Here is an 18,418-nt window from a genome sequence, read left to right as displayed (position 1 = left end):
TATTGAAACTCCATCTGTTTATATCACATTGCCGGGATTTCAGAAGGCACCTTCAAATTGGTTACATCGATCCCTTTTTCATCGCGTGCTTTTAAGTCTTTTAAAAACTCAAGGAAGCCATAACGAGGTTTCCAACCAATTGCCTTTTCAGCCTCAGAAAGGTCATGTTGTTCCACTTGCTCAGGCAATTCGATTTCATATTTCTTTAGCAAATGAATTGCACCAGGAACCTGTTTCTCACACCACTCTGGACCATATTTTTTGAAGTCTTGGATTACTTCTATCGGCATCCCGTGATTTGTATGAACAATTGTACGAAAAAGCCCTACTTTCTTCTCCAAAACAGCCTTGACTGAGGCAACTGTAGCTTCAGCAACGTCCCTTCTATCCACGCCATTACGAAGCAACCGTGCCCCGAACTCTAAGTAGGGGCGAGGTATGAACTCATGGTAACGAAGCATAGCTATCGATGCACCGGTCATTTCATGATAAGTCCTACACAGATCTTCCCCAATAACTTTACTAACGCCATAGACCGAGCCCCATCCATATGCCATTGAAGAAGCATATACAATAGATTGAATCCCAGCTTGTCTGCATGCTTCTAGAACATGGAATGTTCCATCCACATTTACAGCAAAAATCGTTTCATCGCTAACGGGTGGATTATGTGCGCAATGCCACGCTGCTAGATGAACAACCGCATCCATTCCATTTACCGCTTGACGTACATCACCTGGGGTTCTCGTGTCACACCTAACGAATTCGATTTCTCTCAAATCGTCCGCATTTGGGGGCATAACGTCTGCCATCCTAACCGAATAACCTGCTTGAATTAATGCTCTGCAGACAGCTTGACCACCATTGCCTGCAGCACCGGTAACAAGTACTTTCATGATTTCACACCACCTAACTTCAATTCCATCCTTTAGCGATAACCGGTTTCTTTTTATTATTCAAAACCCTACCTAATAAACTCAATTTCTTTTTTCGTTTGAGAGCGAGTTTAACACCTTCAATTAGTAATATTGATCTCAATTCGTCGCGACGATTGAGCGTGTGTAACCTCTTTATGAACTGCTTGTCCATGTTGACCATCCTCTCAAATGTCTGTAAATGAGTAGCAGGACTTCTTATTCTGATATATACACATTATAAACTTGTATTGGATAAATGTTTGTCACATTATAGATGAGTACTACGCTTATTTTGTCGACATTTAGGTAGTACAAAGATTTATCCATGGATATGTCCATGTACCCATTCACTTATTTGAAGAGCCACTTCATTTACCCCTGTTTTAGAAGTCTCGACGGTCGGCATTGGTGGTGTATATGCTTTGTCAGCATTTTCAAGCAACCACTTTGCAAAGGATTTATGTTCTTGAATCATTTCCTCTGACCATTTCCTTGCACGTAATCGTAATTCACGGGTTTCATCGTCACAATGTAAGTTCAAATAGTAAATATTCTTGAAGTATGGATAATCCTCACACTTTTCAACATCCCACGGCATCATTGTTCCACATATGATAGATATTCGACCACTTTCGGCTATATTTCTTGCAACACGAAGCCAAATATTTTGAATTTTGTTCCAGTCGTCTCCAACAAAAGGATGAATGGAATCAATGTCGAAAATATCAACATCTGGTAATAATCCTCTGAGTTCCTTAATAACTGTCGTCTTCCCTGCACCACTTGCACCTGTCACTATAAACAACGGTATTTTTTCGTCCATGCTTCTTCCCCCTTATGCGAAAAAAGCAGCCAATCCATACGGAACGGCTGCCTTTGTCTTTCACTTAAATTTCATTCCACAATTTTCTTAAGTTATTCATGCCTATCCGTGAACCGATTTCGCAGTCTTCCATCCCTTCGAATTCTACGGTTACATAGCCGTCATAGCCCGTATTTTTGATCAGCTTTATGATTTCTCTGATCTCGATGTCCCCATGGCCGACGATTGCGCCCCTTAAATAATTGCCGTTTGTAGTCCGGAACCAATTGCCTTCTCCCGGGTCTTGATAGTACGGTCTGAAGTAAAAGTCTTTAAAATGGATTAAGGAAGCGTAAGGCAGATTTTTGCGCACGCCGACAAGCGGGACTTCGTCCACGCACATAAAATTACCTACATCCAAGGTCGTTTTAAAATTGGGGCGGTTCACTTCTGCTAGCACACGCTGCACCCGGTCGCTCGCCTGCACAGAGAAACCGTGATTTTCAATCGTTGTCGTTATGCCGTAGTTTGCCGCATAATCGGCAATAATTCGGCTTCCACGAACGATGAGCGGTAAGCTATTTTCAAAGTATTCGATTGTCATTTTCTCCGGAGGCAGTGTAAAAGCAGTAACATCATGGCGCATATGTCTCATGCCCAATCGATGCACGAGATCAACGTGCTGCTTGACGCGATCCATCTCCGCTTCGAACTCTTCCTCCGTCCCCTGCACGAAGTTAGCGGGTATTGAATAATTCGATAAATCGATGCCGACCGATCTTGCCTTATCTCTGAGCTCATCCGCCAGCTCTAGGTTATCCACAAGCGTATAGCCATACGGAACAAGCTCCAGATGCTCACCGCCGTTGTCTTTCACCCACTGAACAACATCCAGAATTGTCATTTTTTCCGACTTCAACGCCTGCAGCAAACTATAAGAACTAAGCCCGATTTTCATCTTCATACCTCCAAGTATTCATCGATTAACGTTCTACCTTCGAATCAGTTTACCGAATAAGCAGCAAATTTGCGCACAATCGGCGTCGCTGCGCACGCGGTGAACCGAACTCTCAGTTCGCTTGTATCAACCGCTTTAAATCTATCGATTTTCTTGTGACCGATTGCGCTTCCTTTTACAAGCTCTACCCACTCGCCGTTACACTTCGCTTCAAGCACATATTCCCGTACCCGTTCGCCGTGTGCGATGTCTTCCATAATCATAACATGGTCGACGGATTGCTCGCCATCCAAATGAAGCGTTACTTCCATGCCTTCTCCTATTGTGACAGCTAGCGGAGCATCAAACCGACGACGGATTTCATCGCCTAGTTCGATTACGCGCTGCACGTCCACTTCCGGCAGTAGACCGCGGTCATCAGGAGCCACGTTTAACAGCAGTGTCGCGCCATGCCCTACAGAGCGGTAGTAAAGATCCATCAAGTGTTCCAAGCTGTGCAGGCTGCTCTCGTCGTCCGGATGCCAAAACCAATGGCGTCTGCGGATCGGCACATCGCACTCCGCAGGCACCCATGACGTAGTCCCTTCCATCCAAGTAAGCATGTCGCTTGTGAACATGCTCTCTCTTGCACTCTCCGCCGTATTCCAGCACGGGTATGGGGCAACGCCGTCTTCGTTTCCAACCCAGCGAATCGTCGGCTGCCCCATATTGAACACCATCGCATCCGGTTGGTACTGTGTGACAAGTCCGATAATTCTCTGCCAGTCGTACTCCCGTCCCTGAGAGCCTGCCCCATCAAACCATACCTCAACAAGCGGACCGTATTGTGTCAACAGCTCCATCAATTGTTCGGCATAGAAATCGTCGTATGCCGCTTTGTCCGAATAACACGGCTCATGACGGTCCCAAGGCGACAAGTACAAACCGAACTGCAACCCTTCCTCCCGGCAGGCATCAGACACTTCGCGGACAACGTCCCCTTGTCCGTCTTTCCATGGGCTCGACTTGACCGAATAATCGGTCGTCTTCGTTGGCCATAAGCAGAACCCGTCATGATGCTTGGCAGTCAAAACAAAATATTTAAATCCGGCCTGCTTGGCCGTCTTCACCCACTGGCGCGCATCCAGTTGCGTTGGATTGAACTTTTGTGGTGAGTCTGTGCCCTCTCCCCATTCCTGATCGCAAAACGTGTTCATGCCAAAATGACAAAACATGCCCAGCTCCAGATCCTGCCAAGCCATCTGCTGCAGGGTCGGTTTAGCTAAAACGTCAGTATCCATGAATCAGCCACACTCGCTTTCTATCATTTGTATGATCATAGCCTTAGCTATAGTAGTCAGAAATCGCATAGTTCCGCCATCCGATCAAATCCGAAGGCGGAACCTATTTTCGTATTACTTTTTGGCAATGGCCTTTTGATAGATTTCGATATACTTGCCTAACTGCAGGCCGTCAAAGCCTTTTACATAGGTATCCCAATCTTTCTCAATGTCTTTGCTGCCCGTAATGAACTGCGCCATGTTGGACTTAATGTAATCGCGGATTGTCGTTTTCAGTTGGGCTGCCACTTCCGCATCTTCCAGTGCGATGAACACGCTAGACGGATACATCATCTTCGATTGGAAAGGTTCATATTTCGCCGATTCACGCTTCAGTCGAACTTCGTAGGCGCCTTCAGCAAACGGATCTTGAAGCGCTGCCCACGAATCGCGGTATTGGAACGTGCGGAGAGACGGACCGATCTGTTCCCAACCATCGTTGTGTGTCGGTTTGGTTTCAGCTTTCGTAATAATCGCATATTTCGCCGGCTTGCCGTTCATATCCAGCTCGCCGTCCTTCGCTTTGCGCCATCCTTGGCCTTCCGGACCGCGCTCTTCAAGTACGATCGCTTCTTCCGTGTATAGATAGTCGGCCAAACGGATTGCGGCAATTTGCTGTTCTTTCGTCGCTTTATTCGTAATCGCCATCTGCGAGCTGCCCACTCCCGCATAATACCCTGCTTGCTGCACACCGTTCGGTCCTTTGAGCGGAGGAACGGTTACATATTCTTTATGGCGCGGGTGCTTTTCGTCCGGCGAGTGCGCGTAACTGATCAAAGCCGTTGTAATGCCCCCCATCACATTTGCGTCCTGACGGTTGCCCAACTGCTGAATGGCATCGGAATTTTGCGTAAAAGACGCTGGATCGATCAGTCCTTCCTTGTATAACTTGTTCAGGTACAACAATCCCTGCTTCCATTCTGCCTTATTGGCGGACAAATCCACTTTGCCGTCCTTCAACTGGAGGAACGTGCCGCTGTCTTTGTCCACCTGGTCGTCGATAATGAACGAGTTCATCAAGAAGGAGGCGATGTTGCCTGCCCACATGTCGTCGGAACCAGTAAGCGGAATCTCGTCTTTTTTACCATTGCCATTAGGATCTTTTTCCTTAAATGCTTTCAGCACTTCGTAAAACTCGTTCGTCGTTGTCGGCATTTTCAGCCCGAGCTTATCCAGCCAAGACTGGTTAATCCACAGCTTCTGGGCATAGTTACAGTGATAGCACTCGTTTATTTGCGGAAGCGCATAAATGTTGCCATCCGGTGCCGTGATAGAGCTTTTCAGATAAGGCAGATCAGCCATCGCTTTCTTGAAGTTCGGCGCGTATTTATCAATTAAATCGTTCAGCGGAATAAACACGCCCTGCTTGCCGTACTTCATCTGCTCATCTTTAGTCAAGGATCCATGTAAAATCACTTCTGGATAATCGCCGCTTGCCAGCATTAGTTGTTTGCGGTCGTTTAGCGCTTTGTCAGGTACGAGGTCCCATTTAATTTGAATGTTTGTCTTGTCCTGAACGTATTTCGTAAATGTATTGGTCTCCATATTCTCGATGCTGGCGAGCTGAGGTGCAAACATTTTAATCGTCATCGGTTTCTTTACGATCGGGTATTGTCCAACAGGTGAGAACGCATCGCTAGCAACAGGCGCGCTGCCTGAAGGTGTGTTTACCGCAGGTGTACCTGATTCTGTGCTGCAAGCGCTCAAAATGAGCGAAAAGCTTAATGCTACCCCCATCGTACCCGTATAAGCTTTATTCCATTTTTTCATATAGACGACTCCTCCCGTTTTATCGAACCATGTAATTTGAATCTAAAGGAAGTAATCTAAGCTGCAGGACTAACGTACCACCACCCTTCATGTTAATTGGGCTATTTGGCTGCCATAGCGTTACCCTTTCAATGAACCGATCATGACGCCCTTAACAAAATGCTTCTGCACAAAAGGATATATGATCAGCACGGGGGCACTCGCAACAACGATCAGCGAATATTTGAGCAAGTCCTTCAGCCCCTGCTGAGCCAGCATTTGATCCACTTTGGACACCATGGTCGCATCAATTGTGTTCAGAATCAGAATGTTGCGCAGCACGATTTGCAGAGGGAACAAATTCGGTGATTTCAGGAAAATCAAGGCATCGAAGTAAGCGTTCCAATGGCCGACTGCATACATCAGCGTTAGCACAGCCAGAATCGGTTTGGAGAGCGGAATCACGATACTGGTAATGAACCGGATGTCGCTGCAGCCGTCTAGTTCAGCAGCTTCGGCAATCTCATCGGGAATCGTTGTCTGGAAAAAGGTGCGGGCGACAATAACCTGAAACACAGCCATCGCCCCCGGCAAAATCATCGCCCAGCGAGAATCGAGCAAATGCAGGTTTTTCACAACCAGATAGAACGGGATAAGCCCTCCGTCAAACATCATCGTGATGACTAGGAGTACCATAATAAAATTGCGGCCATAGAACGTTTTTCTGGCCAGCGGATAAGCAAGCATGACGGTCAATGCTACGTTGACGGCCGTACCGGCGACGGCATAAAAGAGCGAATTCGAGTAACCGGATACGATTTGCGGATTGCGGAACACCGCTTTATAGCCCTCCAGCGTAAAATCAACCGGAAACAGCCACACCTTACCGGATACGACAGCTTGCGGTGAGCTAAACGATGAGCTAATGATGAAAATGAGCGGGAACAGGACGACTATCAGCACTACTGTTAATAGAATGTAGATGCCTAGCAGAAACAACCGATCGCCCTGCGATTCCCGAATCGTTGTCGTTTTTAACATAAATGATCCTCCTTACTGCGGACTGACGCTCCTGAATTGTGCGTAACATCGGATTCTTGCGACTCCATCCGTCGTTACCACAAGCTCGAATTGGACAGCTTCTTGGCTATGTAGTTGACACCTACGAGAAGAATCAGGTTGACGATTGAGTTAAAAAAGCCGATTGCTGCTGAGAAGCTAAAGCTAGAGCTAAGCAGACCCACCTTGTACACATAGGTCGAAATGACTTCCGACGTGCTGACGTTGAGTGGATTTTGCATCAAATATATCTTTTCGAAGCCAAGCTTCATTATGTTACCTAAATTCAAAATGAGCAGGATGACGGAAACTGGGATCAAACTTGGGATATCGATATTGATGATCTTCTGAGGTCTGGACGCGCCATCTACTTTAGCCGATTCATACAGTTCAGGGTTAACGCCTGACAGAGCCGCTATATAAATGATGGCACCGTAACCCGTATACTGCCAAACATCTGACCAGACATAGATCGATTTGAACAAGCTGGGGATGCCCATGAAGTTTGTGTTATCCACGCCGAGCATTTGCAGAAACTTGCTGATGATTCCGACGTTTGGCGACAGTGTTACGATGAGAATGGACACCATGATAACCGTTGAAATAAAGTAAGGCGCGTAAGTGACCATCTGGACGCTCTTTTTGAAAAATCCGTTGCGTATTTCATTCAAAGCCAACGCCAGTATGATCGGGGCTGGAAAACCAACAAGCAAACCGTACATACTGATGCCGAGCGTGTTCTTCATATACAACCAAAAATTCGGCGATTCAAAAAATTGTTCAAAATATTTCAAACCAACCCAGGGACTTCCCCAAATGCCTTTGATGACGTTGTAGTCTTTGAAAGCAATGACAACACCAGCCATAGGAATATACTTAAAAATGAGCAAATAAAGAAGCGGAAGCAATACAACCAAATATAACTGCCAGTGACGCTTCATCTTTTTCCCAACAATGTTTAAAGATGACTTGCTGCCGGGCATTGCCGTTTTATGCTGCTTGCTGTGGTTTGGAGGTGTGGACGTCCTTAATTCCTTTTGGATGATTGACATTAGCTCCTTCTCCTTTCGTCTGTGCTGATTGCGCTTTCATATCCTAATACTAGAGTGCGATAACAGGTTGCTGCAAGAAACAAGAATCGTGGCCCTAACCTTTTTCGCATAGCCTGAAAATACGCGTAGCTCCGGTTAATAGCCGGAGCTGCTGCTTGATAACCATTATTAAACTGATAGGTGAACAAGCTCGGCAAACTCTTTTCTACCGCTTAACCAATTTCACCCAGTCTCCCTACGCACCGCATCCTCACGAAATTCGCTAGGGGAGCAGCCAATCACTTTCTTAAACGCGCGGCTGAATGAAATCGCGCTCGTATAACCGACCTGTTCGGCTACCTCCTGCATGGAAGCTTGTGATTCCGTAAGGAGACGCTGTGCAACCTGCATGCGGATATCGATCAGGAAGTCGACGAACTTCTGTCCGGTCTCTTCCTTAAACAGCTTACTTACATATTTGGCATTGATGTTAAAGTTTGAACTGAGATATTCAAGCGACATATTCGGATTGGCGAATTGCTCTTCGATGAATTTTCGCATATCACGAATCGTAGCTGCATGCAGACGCTGCTCCTGCGCTTCCTGCAAAACGGTACCCAGACTATTTAGCACAGCCAGAGTCTCTTCCCGCATTTGATCGAGAGAATGGCTATTATCAATGGTTTTGCTGAGCTTCGGCAAACCGTCCCTTACCCATATTTCTTGAAACTCTTTCGTCATGCCCGCCATTTCCCGGCCCAAATAGTAAATTAAATAATTCATCAGATTCGTAATCTCATCCTTCGTCAGCAGCCCCTGTTTCATTTCTCCAAACAGCTCGTCGTACTTCGCCTTCCATTCGTCATCGAGAAGTCTGAACGACTGGACAATAGAGCGAATCGCGTTCAGATGCGAGAACACTTCTGCTTGACCGTGATTTGCTATGTGTTTGCTTGTAATGAGCCGGTTTTCCCCCAGCACAATTTTGTGCTTCAGTGCCGTTAGCGCCTCTTTGTATGAATTTGCAACATCGGAAAGTTGTTCAACCTGCTCGCCGATACCGATAGTTACCGTAAACTTAAGGTTATCCTGCGTCCATACTCGAACGCTCTCAAAAAGCTCGTGAATCTCAGAATGCTCGCTGGCCTCCTCCTCGCTGTCAACGAACACCATGACGCTGAGCTGAGACGCGGAAGTCCACTCTGCCCACAGCTCGAGCTCATGCTTGGGCGCAAGCTCTTGAATGACGCTGCGAAGCGCGAATTTAAGCAGATTCTGGTCTATGCGCGAGTATTGGCGGCAAAAGTCATTGTATTTATCCATTTCGATCACAAGCATCACTTGTCCGTCGGAAGGGCGTGGAAGCTGCAGACTACTCGTTTCTTCCATCCATTCATCGATCGTTAATCCCGTACCGCCTTCAATGAGCTGATGAAACAAATACTTCGTTCGAAGATGCATGTCTTCTTTGTGCTTTTGCTGATACTGATTGGACTGCTCAATAATATTTACGAGCGCCGATTCGATGAACGAGAACTCATCCCCGCCCTCCTTAGACAAACTACCTGACAGCGGAAGACGGTAACCTCGAATACGCGCCACTATCTGCTCAAGCGGTTTGGAATTGCGTCTGGTCACATAAACGAGCCATATGAATCCAAACAAAATCATCGCGATCCCGATAATAAACCACACATTATATAGCGAGGAGACGATATGAAAAACCCTGCCGTTGACAAGTCCGCTTTGATAGGACCATCCTGTATAGCTCGACACGTAATTGGAGAATACCCTTGCTTGTTCATTAGAGCTTGAAGCTTTAAATAAATCTTTGCCTGATGCGTCCTGAACCCCGATAAAGCTTGCTTTCGAATCGTACAGGTCGGCGATATTTTTTTGCAAAGAATCGGTCGCCACATTGACAACGATCATTCCTTTCTCGCTCGTTATGAACGGCGCCCCCCGGACAAGACTGACAACAGGCTTGCTGCCTTTTACCGAAAACTGCTCAAAGTCTCTAACGCCCGACCAGTGTTTGGACATCTGCGGAACCATGGCTCGTTTAATGAACGGCTCATCCTTATAATTGCTGAGTTGATCGCTTGTCGCATTGCTGAGAACGAAATTGTCTTCAAAACGCACCAAATAGATTGAATCGATTATTGGATAGGAAGAGATCATATCCTGCATTTTTTTTACCGCACTTATGTTGATGTAAACGTTATCTTTCGCTTCATTATTAAAGAAATCAATCAATTGCTTATTATTAATCGATTCGGTCATCACCATATTGTCAATCGCTTTCAGGGAGGTGTCGATCAGGCGCATTGCCTGCAGTGATAGCATTTTGTTGGCGTTCAGCGCCTCCTTCCGGCTTTGCTCGCTTAGCAGCTGAAAAAACACGAAAAACGTAAACGTGACCACGATAAAAAAGATCGGTACATACGAAAGCAGCAGCCGATGAAATAACGTTTTTCCCATATTCAGCCTCCAGTTTAGAATACCTGCTACTGTTTATTTCTTTATTCAGACGTTATTCCCTTTGAACTTATTAAAAACTTATTGAAAAGTTAATCTTAATGGAACTATAGCCTTTAGTTGAATAACAAAAAGTGACCCACAGCAATAGGCTGAGGGTCTAAGGTTTATATATTTTAAACAAATCGTCGCATTAGTCTCTATTTAGAAACATAGAAACATGTTCGGCAAACAAATCTGCGTATTGGAACAGGAATCCGTGACCGGAATCCGGATAAATGATCAGTTGTGCATTAGGAATGCGTTGGGAAACAATATAAGAATTGATTGTCGGAACCATAATATCGTTATCTCCATTAGCTACAAGAACGGGCTGCTTAATCTCTCCCAGTCGGTCAAAGGTTGAATTCGTTCCCCAAGCCATAGCTGATTTTATTTGCGCTTGTACCGATTCAGGCTTGACTAGCGGCGCTCTGTCGTCTTTTCTTCTAGCAAGCTGTTCCAGATATTCAAGTCCTGCCGCTCTGCTCGTTTCCGTAGATTCGAAGAATAAGTACAGGAAGTCCTCCGGTTCGTTAACCGGCTTAAAAGCGACTTGGAACACTTCAGGTTTGCCCTGCTGTGTACCTTCCCCAGTTCCACCTCCCGTACCTGCCAAGATCAAACGACGGACCAAGTCTGGGCGATCAAGCGTTACTAGTTGCGCTATATAACCTCCCATTGAGAAGCCGAGAAGGTCCACTTGTTTAAGACCAAGTGCTTCAATGAAAGTAACTGCATATTTCGCTGTTCCAAAGAAAGTTTCTGCGACCTCTCCTGAAGATAATCCCACACCTGCGCTATCGAATAGGATGACCGTACGCTCCTTCGCCAATGCATTGACAAAAGCAGGATCCCAATCATCCATCGTACCTCTGAAACGTTGGCAGAATACAAGCGGAACATCGGATGTTTTACCGAAAGTCCGGTAGGCGAATCTAATTCCGTCAGCTTCAATATAAGAAGTCTCAATGGTTTCTGCTGTTGCTCCATTTTGTTTAACTGTATTCATGATCTATCTTCTCCCCTGAGATTAAGTTTTAGTCTTATGTCCAAAAGATGATTCTTATGCCATTTGTGGTTTTCTTAATGTCAATCGAAGGTAACCGATCGCGCAACCGATGGATAAGAATACAACAACCGCCAATCCCCAATAGATGTTGCTATAAGCGCTCGCTAGAGGAATGTTCTTCTGCCAAACAAGGGCACTTGCTGTCATAGCAACACCAAAGGCTCCGCTAAAAAATTGGAGAAGCTGAAACAAACCGAGTCCAGAGCCAATCTGCGAAGGCAGCAGTATTCTAGACATTTCATTGGATACACTACTATTCAAGATTGTGATACTTACACTCATTAACATGTAAATCAACATGATCGAAACAAAAGAAGTACCTTCGAACAAGGCGAACAAAATGACAGAAGCGAGAAGGAACAACGGTAGAAATCTGATAATCGTGTTGTTTCCACTCGCATCAATGATACGGCCGACCCGTCGGGAAACGAACACGGCTAAAATCGAGCCTGGAAAAATGACAAGCCCGGCTTGAATAGCACTTAGGCCATACTGTTTAACAAGGATCTGCGGCATTAGGAATAGTGTAGCAAAGCTACATAGATACGCTGCAATCCCCACTGCTCCTAGAATGAGAAAAGACCGATTCTTGAATAGTGATGGGAGTACGAAAGGCTCCTTAACCGATCGAATGCGAACGATAAATAAAGCAAGAGCGATAAGCCCAATCAACAGCATAAACCATGAATGGTTGGTTAAGAAAAGAAGCAGTCCTGTCGTTCCAACGCCAATAAATAGTGCGCCTAGGGCATCAAAAGACCCTTTCCGCGGCTCTTCCTTAGGAATGAGCACTACAAAAAAAGGTACTAACAGCAAAGTAACTGCCGTCACGGCGAACAAAATGTGCCAGCCTAGGTATTGGACAATGGCTCCACCTACAACCGGACCTAATCCAAGACCAAGCGAAATGGATGACATGATCAGAGCCATTGCTTTACCCCGCCGCTCAACCGGAACATACCTGGAAATCAAATTTAGGGACAAGGCTGGGATTGAACCTGCTCCAGATGCTTGTAGAATGCGAACGATGAGCAGCATGATAAAATTGTTACTGAACAATCCGGCGATTGCCGCTAGGCTCAGAAATAAAATTCCTATAATAAAAAGCCTTCGGATAGGAATGAAATCAGCTAATCGGCTGTACGTAATGGATGCCATCGCGAATACTATGGAGTAGCCCGTCACTATCCACGAGGTAGATGAAGGAGATAGATGAAAATCTTTTGAAACAGCAGGTAAAGCCAAATTAAACATCATCGTGTTCATGATGACGAGTACGATCGTTATACCAAGTAGAAGGATAACCACACCTTCTTTCATAACACCCTGATCTTTCACATGGCTAGAATTATTCTTCATTTTAAACAACCCCTCCCTCATGCTTTATTCTTCTTATAGTTCCCCACATGTGATAAGTGAATATTAGAGTCATCCAGAATTCTTCCTTCCCAATTAATGTATCATTTAAGAATGATCATTCTCAAATGGACAGCAAAATAACAATTATCGGCTGCGTTATCTAAGCCCAACTATACGCCATTTAAGAATGGTCAGTCAACTATAATATTTGGTTATAAGGATATATGCTGGTTTTTTAAAGCCGTATTGATGATTTCCCAAAGAATATTAGCTGTTTATTTTGACTAACCGTTCTTAAATAACTATACTATCCTTAAGGAGGTTATCCTATGCCCAGACCGAAAGAATTTGATCAAGAACTCGCTTTAGATAAAGCCATGGAGCTATTTTGGCGGCAAGGCTACGAAAGAACTTCTATTCAAGACCTCGTGGAACAGACGGGTGTTCACCGTGGAAGCCTGTATGATACGTTCGGAGACAAAAATCAATTTTTCTTGACCTGCCTGGATCGGTTCCGTCAAGTTTCCAACCATAGACTTTTTTCGATCTTAGAGGAAACTGGTTCTCCCAAAGAGGTGCTTTCTCATTTCTTTGATAGGGTAATCGACAGTGCCTTGGGTAACGGAACTCAGCGAAGGGGATGTTTTATAGCAAATACGGCCATGGAGCTGGCAGCAATCGATCCCGGCATAGCCAGTAGAGTTGAAGCTTATAACCTCGATATGGAGTCCCGATTTTATAATTTTCTACTGATGGCGCAAAAACAAGGGGGAATGAAATTCCATCATACCCTGCGCGAGCTTTCACGGTTTTTGGTTAATACGCGCAACGGCCTTTATGTATTGGGCAAAACCGCTTCAGATCGGCAATCTCTGCAGGACGTTGTGAAAGTAGCCTTATCTATTTTGTGATCCGAGAAAAAACGAATAAAGAAGTATCCCTGTTTACGCAGGGAATACTTCTTTCTGTGATTCGCGATTAGGATTTACACTTTATCCTAAAGCCGAATCTAGCGGTTGATTCAATACATGTGTTCGCCAGCATGCCAATAATACTAATTTTGTGAATTGCATGCATTTTAAGCTGATGATTAAGGTCTGTGTTCGCAAATCCACTTGCCGCGCAGTCGCGTCAAGCCACTTTATCGTATTACAGTTGTGTAAATTCTTTCTGAAGCTTCTCTGACCAAAATCTCCTCAGCATGAATGCATGCTGCTTCCATTGGATTAATCCAGTGGAAGTAGGGATTTGGAGCCACTGATCGAGACTTTATCGCAACGGCTTTCTATGCCTATTCCGTTTCATTACTCGCGAAAACAGCAAAAGTGTTATCGAAGGAAGACGATTGGGAATTATATACGCGCTTATATGCTCAAATACGTCATGCTTTTCAACACGAGTTTGTCACCCCCTCTGGAAAGTTATCTGTCCCTACACAGACTGCCAACGTATTGGCGCTCATGTTCGATCTTCTGGATGGAACCGCTAAGGAACGTGCGGCCAAAAAGCTTATAGAGCTCTTGGAAGAAAGTAAGTTCCATTTGACCACCGGCTTCGTCGGAACTCCCTACTTGAATCTAGTATTAAGCCAAATCGGCCATACCGAAGCGGCATATCAGCTATTGTTTCAACAAGATTATCCATCTTGGCTTTACCAAGTTACAAAAGGGGCCACCACCATTTGGGAGCATTGGGATGGCATCAAGGAAGATGGCAGCTTCTGGAGTAAGGATATGAATTCGTTTAATCACTATGCCTACGGCGCGATTGGTGATTGGTTGTACCACTGCGTTGCCGGTATTGATGTCGATGAAGAAGCACCGGGGTATAAGCATATTCAAATCAAACCGCAGCCAGGTGCAGGCTTAACTTGGGTAGAAGCGAAACTGGAATCTATGTATGGATGGATTCATGCAGAGTGGCGGCAGTCGAGTGAGCATATAATGGAAATTAGGATAAGTATTCCACCGAACACGACTGCATCTGTCCTTCTTCCGAATGCTAAAGAAACTCATCTCCGCGAGAATGGTGCAGCGCTAGATCAAACTACTGGAATTAGTGAAATCAGGCAAACGGAAACTGGAGTATCACTGACATTAGGGTCAGGGACGTATAGTTTTACTTATTAAAGGCAAGCTCCACGGGGAATATACTTCTGATATCGTATCCTACCCCTATAAAAATATACGCTGATTAATCAATGAGGGATCAACAAAAAAATGAGGTGGTAAGGTTATACTTGCCCGGCCTAAACTCCCCTTAAGTAGTGGACCTTCCCCGACTTTAGTACAGCTTCCATAACCGTCGACGGTCCGTTTTCTTAGATGTTCGAAGAAGCTACAATAAAGACATAAGAACGAAGCAGACATACAATATGCTTACATTTGAGAGGAGACTTATACAATGAACAAATTATTCAGATCCACTACAGACAGTAAATTAACCGGCCTTTGCGGAGGAATCGCTGAATGGCTCGGAGTTAATCCAACCATCATTCGCCTAATCGTTGCTTTTACTGCTCTATGCAGCTTTGGAACCGTCATACTGCTGTACTTCATCGGCTCTATCCTTGTTCCGAAAATGCCATATAGCCACATATAAAAAAGAGGCTGTCCCAAAAGTTCATTATGAACTGGGACAGCCCTTTTGTTTCGACTATAATAGAAAGTCACCCCGAACTCTATTTAGAGGAACGTAGGGCCGCTATTTCGAGAAATATGCGAATAAAATCGTATAGGAGGAACGTGAGAGCGCTATTTGATCAAAAGGGGCGATTCGGAGACAAAAAACCGTGAAATAACGCCTCCTTGTTCCTCTTCCTCATCATTTCGGGAGTTTTTCAACCAAATAACGCCTCTACGTTCCCTCGGTAAGTTCTAGTTACCAAACCATAGCACGTTACAGTAACGGTCAAAGTGCCTGCCATTACTCCATAAACACCTTTTGAGACAGCCCCTTTAACTTGGTGCTTATTAGTTATTTCCAGATTGATCATGAGGCACCGTGATGGTTGCAGTTATAAATGTTTTGTTGCCCACTTTATCGGTAGCCGTGTACGTGATGGTGTAGATGCGTGGTTTTTCCGCAAGAGTGATTGGGTTCCTGATCATATATGTCTTATCGAAACGGTGCACCAAGGAGCCAACACTTGCGGGCACCCAGCAAAATTAATGAATACTTGTAATTGGTGCCAATTCAGCCGCTATATCTGTCTCTTGTAACATGGAAGTTATTTTTTTGATGTCATAAGACAGCACTCTATCTTTTTCCAAAAACGGTACCTGTTCGCGGCACTTGGCATAAATCCACTTTGTCCCTTTGCCCAGAAGCTCGGGATCACGATAATCGATAGCTTGAGAAGCACATAAAAGCTCAATAGCGATAACTGAGTAAGCATTTTCTACAATTTGCTTCGCTTTTCGAGCACCGATCGTTCCCATGCTCACGTGATCCTCTTGATTACCTGAAGATGGAATTGAATCGACACTAGCTGGATGAGCTAGAGATTTATTTTCGGACACCACCGAAGCGGCAGCATATTGGGCAATCATAAACCCGGATTGAAGACCTCCATGCTTCGTCAAAAAGGGCGGTAGATCACCATTTAAATGCGGATTTACTAAGCGCTCGATCCTTCTCTCGGATATGTTGGCCAATTCTGACATACAGATGGATAAAAAGTCCATGGCCAATGCGATCGGTTGCCCATGAAAATTGCCGCCAGAGATTACCCTCTCTTGCTCCTCGAATATGAGTGGATTATCAGTGACTGAATTCATCTCCACCTCGATTTTTTCCAATACATACGAAAGTGCATCACGACTCGCTCCATGCACCTGCGGGATACAGCGAAGAGAATACGCATCTTGAACCCTTATTTCCCCTTGATTTGTCATCAATTGGCTTCCCATCGTCAGTCTCTTTATATTTTCGGCAACCTGCAGTTGGCCTTTGTGCGGTCTAATTTCATGCGTTTGTGCATCGAAAGCGTCCCTAATACCTAATAATGCCTCGCAACTCAGAGCTCCCGTCGCATCTGCCCATTTCGCCAAATTCAAAGCGTCATAACAGGCAATTGCCCCGACCGCGGTCATGACTTGGGTTCCATTAATTAGCGCAAGTCCTTCCTTAGCTTCTAAAGATATCGGTTGAATGCCCGCCAATTTCATTGCCACTCCGCCATCTAGGCGCCGACCTTCGTAAACCGCCTCACCTTCTCCAAATATGACTAAAGCTACATGCGACAAAGGAGCCAAATCGCCACTGGCACCGAGCGAACCTTTCTCTGGCACGACCGGAACGACATCTTTATTCAGCATCTCGATCATCGTTTGGACAACCTCAAGCCGGATGCCCGAGTAACCTAACGATAGCGATTTAATTCGAAGCAGCATAATCGCCCTAACGACTTCTACTGGCAATGCTAGCCCTATTCCGCAAGCATGACTGCGAATGAGATTTGCCTGGAGCTCTTGTGTATCTTCACTAGAAATATAAGTATCACTGAATTTACCAAATCCGGTGGTAAGTCCATAAACTGTTTTTTTCTCTCGAAGGAGCTTTTCCACATAACTTCTGCTGCGATTCATTTTTTCCACACTCGTATGATTCAAAGCTACCTTAGCCTTGTTTCGAGAGACTTCAATTACATCTTTTAATGTTAGTGTTATTCCACTACCTACTACGATTTCTGTCTTTAATGTCTGCATCATAATCTCTCCTTGTATGAAAATATAAAAAGGAGCCAATACCAAATAAGGTATCGGCTCCTAAATCACTAAAATTACTAATAGCCTGGTTTATTATTAAATTCACTAACATTGTTCCATGTGCAAAGAATAGTCATTAGTCACTAAATATCTAAATATGATTAAATCCATAGCCAAAGGCTTCATGCTCAAAACCCTTTTTGGGAGCACCAATGGTTCCGTAAATAGATACAGCGATCCACTCACCGCTCTGCTCAGAAGATTCTCCTAACTTACCGCGAACAATGGAGAATGTCAGCCCTACAGTCCGTAATATATCACCGAACTGTACCATACCTCTGCCAACTCCCTGAAGAGCTTCAATGATAGCGTGGTATAAAGCGTGCACTTCGTGATAAATATCTTTATTAATAATATGATTGTTTTTAGCCGTCGTTTCTATGGCTGCGATAACTTTGTTTAAGTCCATCGCTCCAACTTTGCCTACAACGTATCGATAGCCTTTTTCTTTCAACTCATTTTCAACATCTTCATTCCATGAATGATCTCTCAAAACTGCTAATAACATAGACAATTTACCGATCGGAAATGGTGTCTTTTCTGGACTCGACATTGGATCGCCTCCTAAAAATCTTATTTCATACTTTTTGAATCCAATGCATCACTGAGTTACATTAGCTTTAATGTAATCCATCTGTTTTAATTTTATATAGCGCATACATGCAATAATTAAGCCTTGATGACAAACCTGATCTTTGATTGTCTGTAGCTTTTATTTCAATAAAAAACAAAAAAAGATCGCGTTAAAAGTAAGCAGATACTTAGCGTATCCCAATTACTTTAGCCCCGATCTTCTAAATAACTAATTTCTAAACGACTGAACTGTATAATGAAATATAACATGGTGATTGGTGGTTGTCAATGAA

The 18,418-nt window shown here is 44.6% G+C and carries 16 protein-coding genes and 2 pseudogenes; 4 read left to right on the top strand and 14 right to left on the bottom strand.

Annotated features, from left to right (window positions below; genetic code table 11):
* Window positions 1-23: 23 nt before the first annotated feature.
* The 10 genes from AC58UU_RS03585 to AC58UU_RS03540 all read right to left on the bottom strand — a co-directional run bounded on the left by AC58UU_RS03585 (window position 24) and on the right by AC58UU_RS03540 (window position 12,783).
* Entirely contained in the window at window positions 24-896 is an 873-nt protein-coding gene (locus tag AC58UU_RS03585; RefSeq protein ID WP_497313009.1) for an NAD-dependent epimerase/dehydratase family protein, read from the bottom strand.
* 340 nt (window positions 897-1,236) lie between these two features.
* Window positions 1,237-1,740 (bottom strand): AAA family ATPase, encoded by a 504-nt coding sequence (locus tag AC58UU_RS03580; RefSeq protein ID WP_497313007.1) that lies wholly within the window; start codon window positions 1,738-1,740, stop codon window positions 1,237-1,239.
* 64 nt (window positions 1,741-1,804) lie between these two features.
* Complete coding sequence (locus AC58UU_RS03575) at window positions 1,805-2,677, bottom strand: sugar phosphate isomerase/epimerase family protein (RefSeq protein ID WP_497313005.1); 873 nt, start codon at window positions 2,675-2,677, stop codon at window positions 1,805-1,807.
* Between the two features lie 44 nt (window positions 2,678-2,721).
* Window positions 2,722-3,957 (bottom strand): alpha-L-fucosidase, encoded by a 1,236-nt coding sequence (locus AC58UU_RS03570; RefSeq protein WP_497313004.1) that lies wholly within the window; start codon window positions 3,955-3,957, stop codon window positions 2,722-2,724.
* Between the two features lie 114 nt (window positions 3,958-4,071).
* The gene (locus AC58UU_RS03565) at window positions 4,072-5,766 is read right to left on the bottom strand and encodes an ABC transporter substrate-binding protein (RefSeq protein WP_497313002.1); all 1,695 of its coding nucleotides are present in this window, start codon (window positions 5,764-5,766) and stop codon (window positions 4,072-4,074) included.
* A 120-nt stretch (window positions 5,767-5,886) separates the two neighbouring features.
* Complete coding sequence (locus AC58UU_RS03560) at window positions 5,887-6,786, bottom strand: carbohydrate ABC transporter permease (RefSeq protein WP_171688841.1); 900 nt, start codon at window positions 6,784-6,786, stop codon at window positions 5,887-5,889.
* 74 nt (window positions 6,787-6,860) lie between these two features.
* Window positions 6,861-7,787, bottom strand: a complete 927-nt coding sequence (locus tag AC58UU_RS03555) for an ABC transporter permease (RefSeq protein ID WP_497313161.1) — start codon at window positions 7,785-7,787, stop codon at window positions 6,861-6,863.
* 291 nt (window positions 7,788-8,078) lie between these two features.
* Window positions 8,079-10,316 carry a helix-turn-helix domain-containing protein gene (locus AC58UU_RS03550; protein ID WP_497313000.1) on the bottom strand — a complete coding sequence of 746 codons (2,238 nt, stop codon included), beginning with the start codon at window positions 10,314-10,316 and terminating at the stop codon, window positions 8,079-8,081.
* Window positions 10,317-10,506: 190 nt separating this feature from the next.
* On the bottom strand, window positions 10,507-11,364 hold the full coding sequence (locus AC58UU_RS03545; RefSeq protein ID WP_497312998.1) for an alpha/beta fold hydrolase: 858 nt from the start codon (window positions 11,362-11,364) through the stop codon (window positions 10,507-10,509).
* 54 nt (window positions 11,365-11,418) lie between these two features.
* Window positions 11,419-12,783 carry an MFS transporter gene (locus AC58UU_RS03540; protein ID WP_497312996.1) on the bottom strand — a complete coding sequence of 455 codons (1,365 nt, stop codon included), beginning with the start codon at window positions 12,781-12,783 and terminating at the stop codon, window positions 11,419-11,421.
* 329 nt (window positions 12,784-13,112) lie between these two features.
* On the opposite strand from AC58UU_RS03540, the gene AC58UU_RS03535 reads away from it, so the two are divergent.
* Window positions 13,113-13,694, top strand: a complete 582-nt coding sequence (locus AC58UU_RS03535) for a TetR/AcrR family transcriptional regulator (RefSeq protein WP_497312994.1) — start codon at window positions 13,113-13,115, stop codon at window positions 13,692-13,694.
* A 67-nt stretch (window positions 13,695-13,761) separates the two neighbouring features.
* On the opposite strand, the pseudogene AC58UU_RS03530 reads toward AC58UU_RS03535, so the two are convergent.
* Window positions 13,762-13,890: pseudogene (locus tag AC58UU_RS03530) on the bottom strand (hypothetical protein); the annotation flags it as partial.
* Between the two features lie 155 nt (window positions 13,891-14,045).
* Between AC58UU_RS03530 and AC58UU_RS03525 the strand changes: the two are divergent.
* The 3 genes and pseudogenes from AC58UU_RS03525 to AC58UU_RS03515 all read left to right on the top strand — a co-directional run.
* Window positions 14,046-14,564 (top strand): annotated as a pseudogene (locus AC58UU_RS03525) (alpha-L-rhamnosidase-related protein); the annotation flags it as partial.
* Complete coding sequence (locus tag AC58UU_RS03520) at window positions 14,562-14,912, top strand: alpha-L-rhamnosidase C-terminal domain-containing protein (protein WP_497313159.1); 351 nt, start codon at window positions 14,562-14,564, stop codon at window positions 14,910-14,912. The pseudogene AC58UU_RS03525 and the gene AC58UU_RS03520, both read left to right, overlap by 3 nt.
* 274 nt (window positions 14,913-15,186) lie before the next feature.
* Entirely contained in the window at window positions 15,187-15,384 is a 198-nt protein-coding gene (locus AC58UU_RS03515) for a PspC domain-containing protein (RefSeq protein WP_464648304.1), read from the top strand.
* A 371-nt stretch (window positions 15,385-15,755) separates the two neighbouring features.
* Here the strand turns inward: AC58UU_RS03515 and AC58UU_RS03510 are convergent, their stop codons facing one another.
* The 3 genes from AC58UU_RS03510 to hutP form a co-directional block, all read right to left on the bottom strand.
* Window positions 15,756-15,941 carry a hypothetical protein gene (locus tag AC58UU_RS03510; RefSeq protein WP_497312992.1) on the bottom strand — a complete coding sequence of 62 codons (186 nt, stop codon included), beginning with the start codon at window positions 15,939-15,941 and terminating at the stop codon, window positions 15,756-15,758.
* A 9-nt stretch (window positions 15,942-15,950) separates the two neighbouring features.
* A complete protein-coding gene (hutH, locus tag AC58UU_RS03505; RefSeq protein WP_497313157.1) occupies window positions 15,951-17,492 on the bottom strand; it encodes a histidine ammonia-lyase in 1,542 nt (513 codons plus the stop codon).
* A gap of 151 nt (window positions 17,493-17,643) precedes the next feature.
* Window positions 17,644-18,105: a histidine utilization transcription antiterminator HutP gene (hutP, locus tag AC58UU_RS03500; RefSeq protein WP_497312990.1), complete on the bottom strand. Its 462-nt coding sequence runs from the start codon at window positions 18,103-18,105 to the stop codon at window positions 17,644-17,646.
* Window positions 18,106-18,418: the final 313 nt, after the last annotated feature.

It is taken from the genome of Paenibacillus sp. JT22N1, from assembly GCF_059692155.1.
Note: the sequence above shows the minus strand (reverse complement) of the source record. Positions and strands in the feature narration are given on the sequence as shown.

What these genes read in the sequence shown, in the direction of transcription:
- hutH (WP_497313157.1), bottom strand. Translation starts at nt 17,492, where the DNA reads ATGCAGACATTAAAGACAGAAATCGTAGTAGGTAGTGGAATAACACTA.
- AC58UU_RS03550 (WP_497313000.1), bottom strand. Translation starts at nt 10,316, where the DNA reads ATGGGAAAAACGTTATTTCATCGGCTGCTGCTTTCGTATGTACCGATC.
- AC58UU_RS03565 (WP_497313002.1), bottom strand. Translation starts at nt 5,766, where the DNA reads ATGAAAAAATGGAATAAAGCTTATACGGGTACGATGGGGGTAGCATTA.
- AC58UU_RS03545 (WP_497312998.1), bottom strand. Translation starts at nt 11,364, where the DNA reads ATGAATACAGTTAAACAAAATGGAGCAACAGCAGAAACCATTGAGACT.
- AC58UU_RS03585 (WP_497313009.1), bottom strand. Translation starts at nt 896, where the DNA reads ATGAAAGTACTTGTTACCGGTGCTGCAGGCAATGGTGGTCAAGCTGTC.
- AC58UU_RS03560 (WP_171688841.1), bottom strand. Translation starts at nt 6,786, where the DNA reads ATGTTAAAAACGACAACGATTCGGGAATCGCAGGGCGATCGGTTGTTT.
- AC58UU_RS03540 (WP_497312996.1), bottom strand. Translation starts at nt 12,783, where the DNA reads ATGAAGAATAATTCTAGCCATGTGAAAGATCAGGGTGTTATGAAAGAA.
- AC58UU_RS03575 (WP_497313005.1), bottom strand. Translation starts at nt 2,677, where the DNA reads ATGAAAATCGGGCTTAGTTCTTATAGTTTGCTGCAGGCGTTGAAGTCG.
- AC58UU_RS03535 (WP_497312994.1), top strand. Translation starts at nt 13,113, where the DNA reads ATGCCCAGACCGAAAGAATTTGATCAAGAACTCGCTTTAGATAAAGCC.
- hutP (WP_497312990.1), bottom strand. Translation starts at nt 18,105, where the DNA reads ATGTCGAGTCCAGAAAAGACACCATTTCCGATCGGTAAATTGTCTATG.
- AC58UU_RS03570 (WP_497313004.1), bottom strand. Translation starts at nt 3,957, where the DNA reads ATGGATACTGACGTTTTAGCTAAACCGACCCTGCAGCAGATGGCTTGG.
- AC58UU_RS03580 (WP_497313007.1), bottom strand. Translation starts at nt 1,740, where the DNA reads ATGGACGAAAAAATACCGTTGTTTATAGTGACAGGTGCAAGTGGTGCA.
- AC58UU_RS03555 (WP_497313161.1), bottom strand. Translation starts at nt 7,787, where the DNA reads ATGCCCGGCAGCAAGTCATCTTTAAACATTGTTGGGAAAAAGATGAAG.
- AC58UU_RS03515 (WP_464648304.1), top strand. Translation starts at nt 15,187, where the DNA reads ATGAACAAATTATTCAGATCCACTACAGACAGTAAATTAACCGGCCTT.